At 59.6% G+C, this 15517-nt stretch carries 16 protein-coding genes; 12 read left to right on the forward strand and 4 right to left on the reverse strand.

All coding sequences use genetic code 11. The features are described 5' to 3' along the window. Window positions 1-23: 23 nt before the first annotated feature. Both ACKVY0_RS11715 and ACKVY0_RS11720 read left to right on the forward strand, forming a co-directional pair. Complete coding sequence (locus ACKVY0_RS11715; protein ID WP_409215004.1) at window positions 24-431, forward strand: DUF2721 domain-containing protein; 408 nt, start codon at window positions 24-26, stop codon at window positions 429-431. Between the two features lie 18 nt (window positions 432-449). After that, on the forward strand, window positions 450-1424 hold the full coding sequence (locus ACKVY0_RS11720) for a ThuA domain-containing protein (RefSeq protein ID WP_409215005.1): 975 nt from the start codon (window positions 450-452) through the stop codon (window positions 1422-1424). Here ACKVY0_RS11720 and ACKVY0_RS11725 read toward each other — a convergent pair whose 3' ends face one another. Next, window positions 1425-3449, reverse strand: a complete 2025-nt coding sequence (locus tag ACKVY0_RS11725; protein ID WP_409215006.1) for a type II secretion system protein GspD — start codon at window positions 3447-3449, stop codon at window positions 1425-1427. It lies immediately after the preceding gene. Between the two features lie 67 nt (window positions 3450-3516). Further along, window positions 3517-3729: a hypothetical protein gene (locus ACKVY0_RS11730; protein WP_409215007.1), complete on the reverse strand. Its 213-nt coding sequence runs from the start codon at window positions 3727-3729 to the stop codon at window positions 3517-3519. Between ACKVY0_RS11730 and ACKVY0_RS11735 the strand changes: the two genes are divergently transcribed. The 10 genes from ACKVY0_RS11735 (at window position 3722) to ACKVY0_RS11780 (ending at window position 13759) form a co-directional block, all read left to right on the forward strand. Beyond that, window positions 3722-5227, forward strand: a complete 1506-nt coding sequence (locus tag ACKVY0_RS11735; RefSeq protein ID WP_409215008.1) for a choice-of-anchor K domain-containing protein — start codon at window positions 3722-3724, stop codon at window positions 5225-5227. The two genes, ACKVY0_RS11730 and ACKVY0_RS11735, sit on opposite strands and share 8 nt — an antisense overlap. Before the next feature lie 11 nt (window positions 5228-5238). Then, window positions 5239-6303: a type IV pilus twitching motility protein PilT gene (locus ACKVY0_RS11740; RefSeq protein ID WP_409215009.1), complete on the forward strand. Its 1065-nt coding sequence runs from the start codon at window positions 5239-5241 to the stop codon at window positions 6301-6303. After that, the gene (locus ACKVY0_RS11745) at window positions 6290-7159 is read left to right on the forward strand and encodes a hypothetical protein (protein WP_409215010.1); all 870 of its coding nucleotides are present in this window, start codon (window positions 6290-6292) and stop codon (window positions 7157-7159) included. The genes ACKVY0_RS11740 and ACKVY0_RS11745 overlap by 14 nt, the downstream gene beginning before the upstream one ends. Before the next feature lie 14 nt (window positions 7160-7173). Further along, window positions 7174-7728, forward strand: coding sequence for a hypothetical protein (locus tag ACKVY0_RS11750; protein WP_409215011.1), 555 nt, complete (start codon window positions 7174-7176; stop codon window positions 7726-7728). Between the two features lie 24 nt (window positions 7729-7752). Then, window positions 7753-8358 (forward strand): hypothetical protein, encoded by a 606-nt coding sequence (locus ACKVY0_RS11755; RefSeq protein WP_409215012.1) that lies wholly within the window; start codon window positions 7753-7755, stop codon window positions 8356-8358. A 3-nt stretch (window positions 8359-8361) separates the two neighbouring features. Further along, entirely contained in the window at window positions 8362-9198 is an 837-nt protein-coding gene (locus ACKVY0_RS11760) for a hypothetical protein (RefSeq protein ID WP_409215013.1), read from the forward strand. Further along, window positions 9195-10178 carry a hypothetical protein gene (locus ACKVY0_RS11765; RefSeq protein ID WP_409215014.1) on the forward strand — a complete coding sequence of 328 codons (984 nt, stop codon included), beginning with the start codon at window positions 9195-9197 and terminating at the stop codon, window positions 10176-10178. Before ACKVY0_RS11760 ends, ACKVY0_RS11765 begins: the two co-directional genes overlap by 4 nt. 6 nt (window positions 10179-10184) lie before the next feature. Next, a complete protein-coding gene (locus tag ACKVY0_RS11770) occupies window positions 10185-11807 on the forward strand; it encodes a hypothetical protein (protein ID WP_409215015.1) in 1623 nt (540 codons plus the stop codon). After that, window positions 11804-12355 (forward strand): prepilin-type N-terminal cleavage/methylation domain-containing protein, encoded by a 552-nt coding sequence (locus ACKVY0_RS11775; protein WP_409215016.1) that lies wholly within the window; start codon window positions 11804-11806, stop codon window positions 12353-12355. The genes ACKVY0_RS11770 and ACKVY0_RS11775 overlap by 4 nt, the downstream gene beginning before the upstream one ends. 177 nt (window positions 12356-12532) lie before the next feature. Beyond that, window positions 12533-13759 (forward strand): type II secretion system F family protein, encoded by a 1227-nt coding sequence (locus tag ACKVY0_RS11780; protein ID WP_409215017.1) that lies wholly within the window; start codon window positions 12533-12535, stop codon window positions 13757-13759. Between the two features lie 107 nt (window positions 13760-13866). Here ACKVY0_RS11780 and ACKVY0_RS11785 read toward each other — a convergent pair whose 3' ends face one another. Together ACKVY0_RS11785 and ACKVY0_RS11790 are read right to left on the reverse strand one after the other, a co-directional pair. After that, window positions 13867-14616, reverse strand: coding sequence for a four helix bundle suffix domain-containing protein (locus ACKVY0_RS11785; RefSeq protein ID WP_409215018.1), 750 nt, complete (start codon window positions 14614-14616; stop codon window positions 13867-13869). A 131-nt stretch (window positions 14617-14747) separates the two neighbouring features. Continuing rightward, window positions 14748-14945: a hypothetical protein gene (locus ACKVY0_RS11790; RefSeq protein ID WP_409215019.1), complete on the reverse strand. Its 198-nt coding sequence runs from the start codon at window positions 14943-14945 to the stop codon at window positions 14748-14750. Between the last annotated feature and the right edge of the window lie 572 nt (window positions 14946-15517).

The raw sequence follows: 15517 nt of genomic DNA on the forward strand, positions 1-15517 counted from the left end.
AGATTTGTGCCATTCTCAGCGGCATGAACCTTCCTGATCTGCCGCTTTCGACGCCATCGCTGCTGTTTCCGGCCATTTCGTTGCTGATGCTGGCCTACACGAACCGCTTTCTTGGCCTGGCAAGCGTGGTGCGCTCATTGCATGCAACGTGGCGCACTTCGGGCGACCCGGCGCTGGTGGCGCAGATCGACAATTTGCGGCGACGCATCGGCATCATCAAGCGCATGCAGACGCTGGGCGTGCTGAGCATGATGGCCTGCACGATCAGCATGGCGCTGCTGTTCTTCGGCAATCAGACGGGTGGGCAGATCGCTTTTGCCTTCAGCCTCGTGGTGATGATCGCCTCGCTGGCATTGTCGTTGTGGGAGATTCAAATGTCAGGAACCGCCTTGGATCTCCAGTTGCGCGATGTGGAGAGAGGGGAAAGATGAACTCACTGCTCCAACCGCATGAAACCGATCCACTTCCTCATCATTCTCGCCAGCGCCGCTGTTTCAGTTCAAGCCGTCACGCCGGAGGGCAAACAGAAGCTCGTTTTGATCGCTGGGAAGCCATCGCATCCGCCGGGCATGCATGAGTTTCGCGCCGGCACGATGCTGCTGGAGAAATGCCTCAGAAGCGTGCCCAATCTGGTCGTAGATCGCCACGAAATGGGCTGGGTGAGTGATGAGAAGACGTTTGCTGATGCCGATGCGGTGGTGATTTACGCGGATGGCGGCGGCAAGCACCCTGCGGTGGTCAATGGGCATCTCGAAACACTGCGGAAGTTGATCGCGAAGGGCGTGGGCTTTGGCTGCATGCACTACGGTGTCGAGATCGTGCCGGAGCAGGCGGGCAAGGAGTTCCAAGAATGGCTGGGCGGACACTACGAGAATGCGTTTTCGTGCAATCCGATCTGGGACGCGAACTACACGGAACTGCCGAAGCATGCGATCACGCGTGGCGTGGAGCCGTTCACGACGAAGGACGAATGGTACTTCCACATGCGCTTCCGTCCGGCCTTTGGCCACGGTGTGACGCCTGCGGAAGATGGCGCGGCGAAGTTCGCGCCGATTTTGGTAGCGACGCCGAGTGATGCGACGCGTGATGGGCCGTATGTCTATCCGAAGGGACCGTATCCGCACATCCAGGCGGAGAAAGGCAGCTCAGAGACGATGATGTGGGCGATTGAGCGTGCGGACGGCGGACGCGGCTTCGGTTTCACCGGTGGTCATTTCCATGACAACTGGGGCAACGCGAATGTGCGCAAAGCGGTGCTGAACGCGCTGCTATGGATCACGAAGGTCGAAGTGCCGGAGAAAGGCGTCGAATCCGAGGTAACTGCCGAGGAATTGCAGCAGAACCTTGATCCGAAGGCGGCACCGAAACCCAAGAGCACCGGGATCGAAACGCCACACGTGTTTGAGCGCGTGGCGGCACGCTGATCAGAGGTATTTCTTCGTGAACAGCGTGCGCTGGAAGGAGGCGAGACGCTGAAGGATGGTTTTGAGCATCTGCTGATGCTGGTCGATCATCGCGAATTTGGCGGGTTCGGAGAGCTTCATGGTTTCACACTGCGCGTGGACGCGTTCGACAGCGATTTTGAGTTCCTTGAGATTTGGGCCGACTTCATCGGTGATGCGGCTCTCCTTGATGGTGTTGCCGAGCTTTTCAGCCTCACGTGAGAGGTAGGCGACGGTGTTTGGCAGCGCCTGACTGCCACCTAGCAGTGTGCCGGTGGTGTAATCCACTTTGGGTTTGCCGGGCAGATTGGGGCGCTGCGGCACAATGGACTGCGGCTCGATCGGCAGGCCGCCGCTGCGCGCGTCAATGATCGTCGGCGTGATGAAAAGCATGAGGTTCTTGTGGTTCTTGCTCCGGCTCTTGTAGTTGAAGAGCCATTTCAAGCCTGGAATCTTGCTGAGGAACGGCACGCCGGCCTGGCCTTCACGTTCGCGGGCCTCATCAAGTCCGCCAACGGCCACGGTGTAGCCTGAGTCGATTTCCACGGGAGCGCTGTAAACGCGTGATGAGGCGATCGGATACGGATTGCCGGAAATGACCTGGGTGCCAATAATGCTGGAGACGGTGACCGCCATGTTGAGGAGCACTTTGTCCGACTGCATGCGCTTGGGCAGGATGTTCAGGACGGTGCCGATCGGCAGATAAGCGACCTGGGTGGTGGTGGTGGCACCCACGGCACCTGCGCTGGCCGTGGAGCTGGCATCCAGCACCGGCTGGTTCACGACGCTGCGGATGGCGACCTCACGATTGCTCAACGTGACCATTCTGGGGTAAGAAGTGGTGTTGGTTTCTTCATCGCGCATCATGGCACGCAGCTTGACGTTCACATCCTGCGCACTGAGCACGCTGAGCGCCGGCCAGCCGAGTGTCTTGCCAATATTGTTCATATTAAAGTCACTGAGCAAAGGTGCCAAGTCCGTGCGGAAGCCGCCGGTCGTGGGCACGTTGTTGTAGTCAATTTTCAACGTCTGATCACCGGTGGCGGCATCCGTCGAGACATCTGTTTTGGTCACCTGCCGGAAGTTACCAGCCTCCAGCGTACCGGTCCAGTCGATGCCAAACTCACGCGACGGATCACGCGACGTTTCGATGAACTTCACCTCGATGGCAATGAGGGTCTGCGGCTTGTCGGCTGCCGCGAGGTAGCCCTCCACCCACAGATGCTGAAGACGTGTGGCGACAATGTAAAGCGTGTTGGAGTCGGACTTCCAGATGACCTTGGGCTTGCGTACCGAGCTGAGTTCGTTGGAGTTCATCGCCCGCGCGTCATTTTCATCTGTGCCGGCAGCAGCTATGCCAGGAACACCAGCGGCGGCCTGTCCGCCCTCCATTTCCTCCGGCGGGAGGCCCAGCAAAGCGCGAATGTCATTGATCACTTCACTGCGTTTAACCGCAAAAGTCTGGCTTGAACCCTGCAGATCCATTCCCGCCGCCGCACCACTGAAGCCACCACCACCACTTCCTCCACTGTTGGATTTGGAAGAACCCGAGCCCGAGTTGACACGCTCGACATGTTCGAGCGAGTTGTGCCTAATCTCATAGGATTTGCCAATGAGTTCACGATCATCCGCAGGACGAATGTACCAGATGCCGTTGTCGGGAATGATGGCGAGTCCGTTGGCCTTGCAGAGCGTCTCCAAAACCTGAAACGGGCTGGATTTAATGGAAAACGTAATCAAGCGGCTGCCGTCAGCACTGTCATCAGGCAGTGAGAAAAACGAGATCCCTGCATCCGTGGCCAGGAAGCGCAGCACATCACTGAGCATCGCCTTGGAAAAGTCATACTGTTGTGGAGCAGACGTGCGCAGTCTGGACGCCTCCACCTCATACTCGGGTGACATGAGGTGCATGTTACTTTGATTGAACTGAGCACGCAGTGAGGTTCCCGAGAGGCTCATCAGGGCGAGGCAGAAAATCGTCTGGAACTGTGCTGAAAAATAGCGCATATTATAGAAATTATAACATTAACAGAAAAACAAATCAAACAGCTTTAACACTGTTCTCGACTGAAGGTCAGCTTTCAAAAAATCTCAGGGTTAGTGAAATTAAGTCAATTTTTATTGATTCTTCAGCATTACTATAATTTCCATATCTTTTTCTTGAATTTAGGCCTGTTTGAACATTTAATATGTTAGTTATGTTTTTGAGCAAAAACGCGGCTTGTAACTCAGCCTCACGCAGTTCGATCTGTCGTGCCGCATTTTCGTTGCTCGAACTGGTGATCACGATCGCCATCATTGGTGTGATCGTCACTGTGGGGGTGTCCCTTATCACGGACGATACCGGTTCCGCCCGTGTGGCCAAGCTCGAATCAGATGTCTCGACGCTCAATCAGATGGTGGCCATGTATGCGTCAGATGGTGGCAGCGTGGCCGGTCTGACCAGCCCACAAGCTGTCATCGACAAGATGAAGCGCATCCGTCCCCAATCGGAATGGCAGCGTCATGTGGGATCTGTTTCGGGCAGGCTGTTGGATGTACGGTTGCGCGCCAGGATGACCTCACAGCCCGACAATGACAACAACCCAAGAGTAGTGTGGAACCGCACCAAGCAGCGTTTCGAACTGGGCCAAATCTCCGGCAGTGCGGTTTCCGAGTTTTATCTGGATGAATCCCTCGCTGGAGCCGATTTCGGCAGCGAAACACGAACCAAGTCTGCCGTCGCATTCAACTCCGGCACCAAAGGCTGGGTCTGGGGGGCTGCCGTTGCTGACCCGACCGCCAATTACCTGAATCCACTATCCGTTGGTGCCCCAAGTCCTGCCGACGGCTTCAATCCAGACGAATCTGCCCCCTTATCGTCAGACCCGCCACCAGACGACAGCACTGGCGGCGATGGCGGTTCTGGAGGAGATGGCGGCGGACCGACACCGCCCACAGTCACACAGTTGCCACGTCCCGTCATCACTCCGGCAGGCGGCACCTTTGCATTCGCCAGTTTTCCCAGCTCGGCCACCATCAGCGCCAACGGTGCCCTGTCGGAAGTTTCCAAGCTGATGTATCGCATCAATTCAGGTGCCTGGATCGAATACACCGGCTCCGCCATTCCGCTCACTCCGTCTATGCGCATCCAGGCACGCAATGAAACGACCCGCCCGGCTGAATACGCCACCAGTTCCACGAATTCGCAGACCTACTACCGTCTGACCAGCGGCTTCAGCGGCACCGGTGATGGCAACTGGGGCAACGCCATTGGCGGCACCAACCTGGTCACCAACATTCAAAACGGCACCGAAACCTCCACCTTCAAGCACGGCAACACCAAGCTCGATCTCGGCAACGGCGAATACCTCGACGCCGGCGTGGAGAACGTGCTGAGCTTCACCCGTGCGAGCTTTGACACCATCACGCCGAACACCTGGTTCAAGTTCGGCGAGGTGATGATGCTCAACGGCACCACATTCTACAACAGCGAGGCCACCGGCGTCACCCTCTCCGTGAATCTGACCCTAACGCAGCCGGCATTGAATTTCACCACGCACATCGACCTCGGTCTCACCAGCACGGAGAACACCAGTGACCGCCTCGCGAGTGCTGACAGCGTCCAACTAACCAATCCCACCACGGATGTCCGCGTCACCATCGACGGTGTCGAATACCGCCTGGAGCTTTCCTGGGCCACGCTCGATCCGGGCGCCGGTGTCGTGCAGGGCAACAAATTCCTCATCTTTGAAGGTGCCACGGCAACAGCGGAACTCCGCGCCCGCTTCACCAGCAACCGTTAACACCCACCACCATGGAAGACATTCACGAACGCAGTCAGCTCGGCTACCGGATGCTTCATCTCTCGAAGGATTCGGGCGTCAGTGACTTCTATGTCACGCCATGGGAAGCGCTGACCTACAAGCGCAACGGCAAGCTGTTTTATGACTCATTCATCTACCAGCCGGAACGTCCGCTCGAATTCACCGCCGGCTGCATCGACTATGCGCTGCAGCTCGGGCCGCGGCGCTATCGTGTGAACCGCATGGTCACGCGCGGTCGTCCGCGCTGGGTGCTGCGTCTGCTGCCGGAAAGCATTCCTGACATCAGCAAGCTCATGGTGCCGCCACCGGCCATCAAGGCCTTCCTCGAAGCCAAAAACGGCCTGTTCCTCGTCTGTGGTGCCACCGGTTCTGGTAAATCCACCACGATTGCCTCCATGATTCTGGAGCGTGCCAAACGCCGCCAGGAGCATGTGCTCACGTTCGAGGATCCCATCGAATTCGTCTATCCCTCCGGCATCCCTTCCCTCGTTTCGCAACGTGAGATCGGTACCGACGAACTCGACTTCAACAAATCCCTGCGTGCCGCTCTCCGTCAGGCACCTGATGTGATTCTGGTGGGAGAAATTCGTGACGGCGAAACGGCGGAGATCGCACTGCAAGCGGCAGAAACCGGCCACGTCGTCGTCGCCACGCTGCACACGTCTTCAGCAGCGCAAACCGTGCAACGTTACCTCAAACTCATCCCGAGCGACCGCATGGAAAACGCCATGCTCTCCTTCGCTGACAGCATTCGCGGCATTCTCTGCCAGCGCCTGCTCTTCGACGAAAACCGTGGCAAACGCTTCCCCATTCACGAACTGCTGCTGCCCTACGACTCGGTGTGCGGCATGATCCGTCGTGGTGAGTTCAAAAACCTCGACCAGGAACTCGAGGCGGGCTTCACCCGCGGCATGGTCAGCTTTGAGCGCTGTCTGAACATGCGCATGGCCGACGGCTGGAAGCCTTCCACCGCACGCAAGACCGGCTACACCGAACATGAGGTGTACGACTTCCTTTCCAAAGAACAACTCACCTCCATTTATGCTGTTGGCTGAAATCAAATCTGTCCTGAGCTTCGCCGCGTTCAAAGCCGACCCCGACGACTCCGCCGTCTCATGGGGAAAGCGCTTTGAAACGCGCAAATCTCTTCTTCTCAACGTCAGCCGCAGCGCGGTGAGCTGGCGTTCAGTCAACAAACGTGGCCGGCTCGAAGAAGGCGGCGTGCATGAAGGCGAATTTGCCGATGCCGCCCCGCAGCGTGCGGACGAGTGGCGCGGTTTGTCCGAAGGCGGCTGGTGCTCGGTGTCTGTGAACCACCGTTTCATCATCAGCCTCGAAAACAATCTCATGCGTGGTGACAACTGCGTGACCCTGCTGCGCACCAACCCACGCGCCGTGCTCGGCCCGAAGTATGACCGTGGCAAACGCTACGCCATCTGCCATCACCCCGAGACCACTGCGAGCCTCCTGCTCGCCGTGGAAGAGTCACTGGTCAAAGTGACCGAGGACGTGCTCAGAACGATCAACCTGAAGCCTGGCCGCGTCAGTTGCGGCCTGTTTGCCATGCTGGAGCATGCGATCCTGAGTGTCTTCCGCGCAAGCTCCGGCGGCACCCCTGCGGACTTTGTGCTCATCGCTGCCTGCGAAGGATCTCTAGCGGTGCTGGTGCAGCAGGAAGGCCAGTGGCGTGACATTCGCTGCCGCAGCGGCCTTGGCCCGGAAGCGGTGGAGACCGCGTTGCAGATCATCAGCCCCCTGCTGGCCAAAGTGCCGCAGGGCAGCCCGGTTTATTTTGTCGGCGACGGTCACTACAACAAATTCCGCACCGAACTCATGCTGCATCTCGAAAAGGTCGGCGCTACCGATCTCACGCAGGATGACCTGCTCTGGACCATCATCGGCGAACATTGATCCACACTCCTGCCATGAACGAATACCTCTGCCACGATTTCAAAACGCCGCGCACCGACACCTCGCGCCGCCTGCCCTCGACGTTCCGCTCCATTCCGGTGATCTTCTACGTGGCGCTGATTGGCAGCGCCTATGTGATGACGATGGATTACTTCAACTACAAGCGTGCGCTCAAGCAGAAAACCGAGGCCGAGGAGCGTCAGAAGCTCAGTGAAACTCAGCGTGACTCTTTCAAGAATGAAAAGAGCAATCTCGAATCCGAAGCCACCAAGGCGGAAAATGTCGCGCAATGGATGGAAGGTGCGCGCAACATCCAGCCCATCGCCGTCAAGATCGCCCGGGCCGTGCAGACGGAGACGCGCATCACCCAGGTGGCCCTGGAGCGTAGCGAGCAGGTGCCCGCCAACATCGCGCTCACCATTCATCTGAACGGCACCAAGGTTTCCACCGAACTTGCCGCCATTGAGGCCTCGCTGGGCCAGTTGCTCTACCGCTCCTACTCGCCGCAGCAGACCAAAAACGGCGACGTCGTCGAATACCATTCCACGCTGGTGCGCCAGACCGAATAACCCCTTGCCCTGCCCTCTTCTGCCATGAACCCCAAGCAACTCGCCTGCGTTGTCCTGCTGCTGATCATCGGTGCGATGACCTACACCGCGCAGATCATTCATAACAAGGTGGCCACCACCCGTGCTGACGCGGAGGATGCCGAAACCGCCGCCGTCACTGCTGAAAACGAACGCTTCACCGCCGAGAACGAGACCGCCATGTTCAAAACGAACACCGAGGAAGTGCGCCGTTTCCTGCGTTCATGGCTGCCGGCCATCGACCGGGTGCAAACCCAGCAGGAGGCGGAGCAGACCATCGAGCTGAGCCTGCGCGAGCGCGGCATCAACCTCGTGCGCTCGCGTAAGACCGAGCTTAAAACCTCCGCTGGCAACAAGCTCATCCCCAAGTCCATCCTGACCACGCTCACCATCGAGGAAGAATTCGCCAAGGTGCTCAACTGGCTGGGTGACATCGAACGCCGCCTGCCCACGGCGCGCATGAAGGTCGTACAGATCACCGGCGGCAGCACTGGCCGCCAGTTAAAGATGGAGGTCTCCTTTGAAACCCCCATCTTTGATCTCGCCGCGGCGGATGCGGAAAAGAGAAAAGACCCCAAGGCCAAGGAGAAGGACAAAGCCAAAAAATCCTAGCCTATGAACGCCATTTACAAACTCATACTGCGCTCCGGCCTGATCTGCACCGTCCTGGTGCCCAGCCTGCGTGCCCAGGAGGCGATTACTGACGAGGCAGACGAAAAGCGCGTGCAGTATCAGCTCGTGCTGCCGGATGAGAAGACGCCGGAAAACGTCAAACCGGAGGAGCACAACCCCTTTGAATCCGAAAGCGAAGCGCAGAACCGCCTAGCTCCCGGTGACACCGAGGAAAACCGCGTGCGCGACAAGCTCCTGCAGCTCCCGGTGGTAGGCACGAAACGCATGTCCGATGGGCGCATGCGCGTGCTGCTGGGAGACATCATTCTCGAGACCGGTGGCACCGTGCCACCCGTGCTGTCAGAACAGCTCGTGGAGTTGAAGGTGAAAAACATCACCACGCAGTACATCGAACTCGCCTGGCAGGAGAAGCGTGCCACCGGCCTGCCGCCGAAGCTCATGATCATCCCGATCAACATCTCCCCCAAGGTGCGCTATCAGATGCTCGGCCAGACTGAAGAGAAAGGGAAAAGCACCAGAGACACGAATGCCACGATGGATCTGCCACTGCGTGATCTGGCGTCACAGCCGCAAAATGCTCCGCCTGCCGCTCTTCCTGCCGAGCCACAGCCGCTACGCGCCGAATTCGTCGCGGATGACCCGGCGTCCAATATGCCATTGCCATCACAGCGGGTAACGACCGGCGCACCACCGGTGCAGTCCGCCGCACCACCACCGCCAGCGGCACATCCTGCTTCTACCACATCCCCGCCGCCCTCGCCCGCCGTTGAATCCGTGCTGCGCATGCTCTTCGGTAATCCCACGCCTGCTCCCAAATGAACCGTCGCGCACATCAGTCAGGAGGCTTCACCTCCGTGGAACTCCTGCTGGTGCTCGCGCTGTCCGCCGTGGTCATCGGTGGTGCGGTGGTCTCGTACGGCACCATTGTGCGCAGCCAGCCGAATGTCTCCTCCGTCGTCACGGTACCGCTCGGTGTCGCCCGCATGCAGAACTTCTTCGGCCTCACCAGCGACAGCGTCAACGCCGCCATGGCGCCGCAGTACGGCGCACTCTCGCTGGCGGAAGAGCTGCGCGAGCAGTTTGTGACGGACACGCTCAGCGCCACCGCCGTGTACTGCCTGCCACGCGACGGCATGAACACCTGGCGACCGTCCGTCATTGCCTACAATCCGGCGGTGGATGACGAACTCGACACGCCGCAAAAGTTTCGCACGCACATCATCGCCCGTGCCAGCGTTTCGGCCGCACTTTATCGTGACTACCGCAATCCGCTCAATGATGGCACCGCCGTGCCGCAGAACGCCACCATCTTCGTGCTCGGTTACAGCAAGTATGCCGGTTACCTCAAAGTGAACGTCATCTACGACATCGACATCATCCGTTTCACCGGGCTCACTGAACCCAACGGCATTTATGCCTCGGTGAAACGCTACGCCGACGCCGTCACCACCACCACGCCGTCCACGCTCAGTTACATGGGCGGTTACGACGTATTTTTCCCGCCATCCGTGCCCAATCCCACGAGTTCGGCGCAATGGGCCACCGACGGCTTCACGCCGCTGTTCATCACCTTTGAACGTGCCACGCGTCTCGCGCTGCGGGAGACGCCCGCCGCCATTGAGCGTTTCAAGCGTGCCGCCGAACGTCCCTTCTACTTCATCTGGTGGCCGGACCCCGCCGCGCGTCATCTCGGTCCGGTGGCCAACACCCTCGCCGCCAGCGACCCTCGGCAGGCCTATAATCAAATGGCCGGACGCACCGCCTTCATGTTCACCGTGCCCATGTTTCCAGCACTTTGATCCCGCATGCACATCCCACGTCACCGCAGTCATCGCAGCACCAGCGGCGCCCTCATGGCGGCCGCACTCATGCTCATGATTGTGAGCGGCATCATGGTCTCCTCCTGGGTCACCCTCATGAGCACCCGTGCCGCGCAGGTCAGTTATCTGGAGGACATTTGCAAACGCCGCGTCGGAGTTGAAAGCTCGCGGCTGCTCGGCTGGCAGTTCGTCACCAGCCAGGCCTTTGAGCGTAACGGCACGCTCGCCGCCAGTCAGAACACTGTTCTTGGCAGCGACATCGGCGGCTTCAATACCGTCAACGGCTGGAACAACCTCAACGTGTACACCTCCACCAGCACGGCGGGCGGCATGAGCACCGTGTTTCCCTACAACCACACCGGCCTACGCCCCGGTGCCTCCTATCTCATCGTCGAACAGCTCGCCCGCCCATCCTCCGGTGTCGCTGGCAACATCGACGACTTCAACGCCTGGCAGTTCCTCAAAAGCATGCCGCCCGTGCTCAATGGCGACGTCTTCTGCGTCTATCGCAAGCCCGACGGCATCGGCACCGAACTCGACATCTACAACAACGCCGTCTCCGGCGGCTCCGGTCATCATGCGAACTGGACGGTGCAGGGTCGCACCGTCGTGCGGCATCCCCCCTCCTTCTTTGTCAGCAGCACGCCCAGCCCGCTGCAACTGCCCTTTCTCACCAAGTCGCTCTACATCCAGTCCTACGCCGCAGTCGAGCCGCCGGCCATTTCCTACCCGGTTTATGGCACGGACTTGACTGGCAATGCCCTGCTTCCCTCCAACCTGCCAGTCGTGCCCAGCACCACCGGCCCCATCGGCGGCAGCGGTGACCGCAGCCACCTCGGCTACCTCAACGTCATCAAAAACAACAACAATCCCGACAACTCCCTCTGGCACTTCCAAGATCGCGAGGCCGCCGCCGGCCGCACGCCCACCATCACCATCGACGTCGCCAGCGTGTTCAGTTCCGCCACCGAGGCCTACTGGATCGCCGAGCAGCCAACGCCCACCTACACGCCGCCCGGCTGGCCCTCTGGCTACGATGACAAACTCAAGGTCCTCTTCATCAAACTCGACAGCCAGTATCTCAAAAACATGCGCATCTACGGCGTCGTCGATCAGATCATCTTCGTCGGCCAGAGCAACGCCACCGCTTTTAACAATGCTGCCGCACTGAAGCCCGTCATCATCACCATCATGCCCAACGGCGCGAAGGGACGCTGGGTGCGCGACATCCGCTTCGAGCGCGAAAACAACCGCCGCCATGTCCTCGCCTTCCAGGACGACAACGGCCGCCCCGTCGAATTCTCCTGGGTCAACAATCCCATCAGCGGCACCGAGTTCCGCTGGCGCTCCGTTCTCGTGAACGAATACCAGAGCATCATGCTCAACATGCCGTCGTCGCTCACCCAGAGCATCCGCTGGATCGGCGGTGTCATGACCAACTGGACCGTCAAACGCCGTGCCGGCGGCGGCACCAATCCCAGTCGTCTGCTGTTCACCGGCGACAGTGATCCCGCCGTCCCCGCCGCCACCAACAGCGGCCCCGCCTTCGCCACCTTCCTGCCGCGTGATGCGTGGCTGGAGTCCTACTTCCTGCCTGTCGCGCCATGAAGCTTCACACACACAGAAGTTTGACATGGTTTGCCATGGTTTGCGATGGTTTGCGATGGTTTGGCAAACCACGGCCAACAACCGCAAACAACCGCAAACAACCGCAAACAGCGCGCAGCGCCTCCCGCGGTTACACTCTCATCGAAGTGCTCGCCGCCGGAGCCATCATCTCCATCGGCACCACCGCCATGGTCAGTCTCTCCGCCACACTCATGCTTCAGGAGGAACTCAGCGCCCGTGTCGCGATCACGCGCAACCATCAGGAAAACATGGTGCGGCTCTGGCAGCTCGGTCTTTCCACCGTGCAGATCACCGCGCTCATGCCCGCCCAGGCGCAGAACGCCGTGCTGCAGCAGGCCATCTTCGGCACGCCCACGCTCATCGAAAGCGGCCTCACCACCGCCAACGGCGTCGTCATGGAGACCGCCCTCTGCACCACCGTCGTGAACAGCTCGCAGAATCCCGCCACCGAAACCGCCGGCGCCTCCTTCACTCTCACCGCCTACCGCCCCCGCCTCATCACCGACCTCCGCCCCCTGCCACCGTAAGCCAGCCAGCTCCACCCTGACCCGGAGATTCGCTTCGCTCAGGAGACTCGGAGACAAGGAGACCCCAATCTTTCCATCCCTTCCGCAAAACTCCTCCACTCCAACTCTCCCCTTCTCCAACTCTCCCAGTCCCCTCTTCTCCCAGTCTCCCAGTCTCCCCGTCTCCCCCTTCCCGCCATGCTCAAAAAAGTCAAAATCACCAACATCCACACCAACAAGTCCTGCGAGACCTTGGTGGACACGGACACTGATGAAAAAGCCCTCATCGGTGCTGGCGTTGCACAGAACGAAACCACCGTCATTCAGACCGTCACCGGCATCGATGAAAAACTCCAGCGCCTCACCAGCGCGAAGCCGAGCACCGATGACAGCGCCGCCTTCTTCTCCGGCCTCGGCCGCTGCTTGGAGCGCAACATCTCCCTCACCAAAAGCCTTCTGCTCCAGACCAACCGCGTCAAATCCCCCACTTACAAGGGCATGATCGCCGAGGTCGTCCACGCCATCTCCGTGGGCGACAAATTCAGCGACGCCATCACCAAGTTCCCCAAGATCTTCCCTGATGACATGCTCTCCCTCATCATCGCCGGTGAGGAAGCGGGCCAGCTCTCCAAGGTCTGCAAACGCATCGCCGTCTCGCAGAAAAAATCCTCCAAGGTCATCAAGAAGCTCAAAGGCGGCCTCATCTATCCCGCCGTCGTCATCGTCCTCGGCGTCGTCGTCGTCATCGTCATGAGCTTCACTCTCGTGCCCGCCATGGCCAAGCTGTTCTCCTCCTTCAAGACCGAGCTGCCCATGGGCACCAAGATCCTCATCGCCCTCTCCGATCTCTTCATTCACAAGCCCTACATGGCCATCCTGCCCTTCGTCGGCCTGTACTTCTTCTTCTCCAACTGGGGGAAGATCAGCTCCCTGCGTCCCGTGCAGGACCTCTTCCTCAAACTCCCCGTCGTCGGCGTTCTCGTGCGCAAATCCGCCGCCGCCATGGGCTTCCGCACCCTCTCCATGCTCACCGAGTCGAACGTGCGCCTCTCCAGCGCCCTCGACATCACCGCCCAGTCCAGTTGGCACTACCACTACAAGGAATTGTTCATTCGCCTGCGCGAACACATCGCCGTCGGCCGCACTTTGCATGAAGCCTTCCTCATGGAGTCCCACTGGCTCGGCCCAGACGCCCGCAATCTCTGCGGCCTCATCGAACTCGCCTCCGAAACCGGCTCCGGCACCGAAATGCTCGCCGAAATCGCCGACGACTACGAAGAGGAGCTCGACAACCTCGCCGCCACCCTGGACAAAATGATCGAACCCCTCACGATGCTCATTCTCGGCATCATGGTCGGCTTCCTCATCTACGCCATCTACGGCCCCATGTTCAGCCTCGGCGACGTCATCTTGAAGAAGAAGTAGCCCCAGGAAGAAAGTGAGCCGCATCGGCGGCGGTCATGGGTGGGACAGAATTGACTGCATTGACCTTGTTGTCAGTGGCGTCATTGAAGTCAACAAAGTCACCACTCTCACACCGGCCGCGTCCCCTTGCAGTCCGGGAACCCGCTGCAGCCCCAGAAATCCCCCTTGGCAGACTTCCGCTGCCGCATGGGCTTGCTGCACACCGGGCATTCTGGCCCGGGCGGCTGGTTCTTGTCCCGCGCTTCCAGGCGCTTGGCCATCAGCCGCTCGCTGAAGCCGCCAGTTTCTTCAAAGGCCTTCCCTTGGGCTTCGATCTGGCTCTTGAGCATGTTCAAGGCGCGTCCGATGATGATGAGCATGGCGTTGGCCACCACCACGACATCCTTGGCATCCAGCCACTGGGCGTACTTCTTCCGCTGCACCAGCGCATGTTTCGCCGACTCGTGGACCATGTCGTCAGAAAACGGGGCCGCATCCAGGGAGATGGCATTCACCGCTTTCGCTTCCGGTGAATGGACGGACCATGGCAGCTCGTTGCGGTCGAGGATCAGGATCTCGAAATCCCCGCGCAGCTCACTCAGGCTAGCACGGGCCACGTCCGTGAGCTTCATCTCAGTGTCCTTGGAGGTGGAAGAGCGCTCTGAGCCTTCGATGATGTTTTGGCGGCCACTGCGGGCGGCCTGCGTCATCTGGTCGTATTGACGGCCTTTGGGATCGTAGAACTTCGTGTCCGTTTCCCGGTGGTCGAAGGTCAAAAAACGGCGGCAGAAGCGCAGGGTCTCGATTTGGACGATGGTGGCCAAAGTGAAGGAGTGCAGACGGCGGAATCCGCCATGCTTGTCGAACAACTCAGGCATGAGAGTGGTGAGTGTGGAGAAACCTTGTTGACTGAATTGACCGAGGTGCCGCCGTTGCGCGTGCTCGCGCCAACAACTTGGTCAAAAAGGTCACGGGTGTCAATAAAGTCAAAAAGGGCAACCAAGTCATCTCATAACTCCCCCGCAAAAGCCCGGTGCAGCAGCGGCTTCTTCCACGCCTCCAGCGCTTCCGGTTTGGGCGGCAGCACATGCCTAGGTTTCAAGATGCCTATGTTTTTGATCTTGGCCTCATACAAATGAGACAGCTCGCGCTTCTCGGTCTGCGATTGAAACCGCAACTCGTCAATCGCGTCAATGATGTCCCTCAAGTTATACCCGCTCTGAAATGTGGGTGTATTTCCTGCCGTCGAGGGCGGCTTCGGTGGCCTTGTCGTGCTCCAGGGCGTCGAGGTATTTCAGGCACGGTCACTCTTCGGCGCTGGAAACAGGGTCAGCGTGGGACGGCTGAGGCGATGAGGCAGAGGAGGAGCAGCGGGAGTTTCACGAGAACAGCGGTGGCAGACGTGTCGTCCAAGCTGGCGCGGCGAAAACGCGCCCACAACGGCGATCTGGCGGCTTCCCCGCAAGGTTCGGGGGCTTTCCTCTGCGGCAGAGAAACCTTCACGCGCAGCCCGTAACGGTTTACGCGTCACCGGGAAACCTTTCCGCGCGGCCCGTAACCTTTCACGCGCCACAGGGAAACCTTTCCGCGCGACCCGTAACCTTTCACGCGCCACAGGGAAACCTTTCCGCGCGACGCGGAAACTGTGACGGGACGCAGGGAAACAGCCCTACCCACCTGAGCCGTAACCATGCAGTTGGGTTTGCGCTGAGCGCGGCAGCGTCCTGGAGTGCTCCAGCCCTCTGGAGCTTGCCGCAGGCCCGGGGACGCTCGAAAGCG

The organism is Prosthecobacter sp. (genome assembly GCF_046154365.1).
Classification (GTDB): Bacteria; Verrucomicrobiota; Verrucomicrobiia; order Verrucomicrobiales; family Verrucomicrobiaceae; genus Prosthecobacter.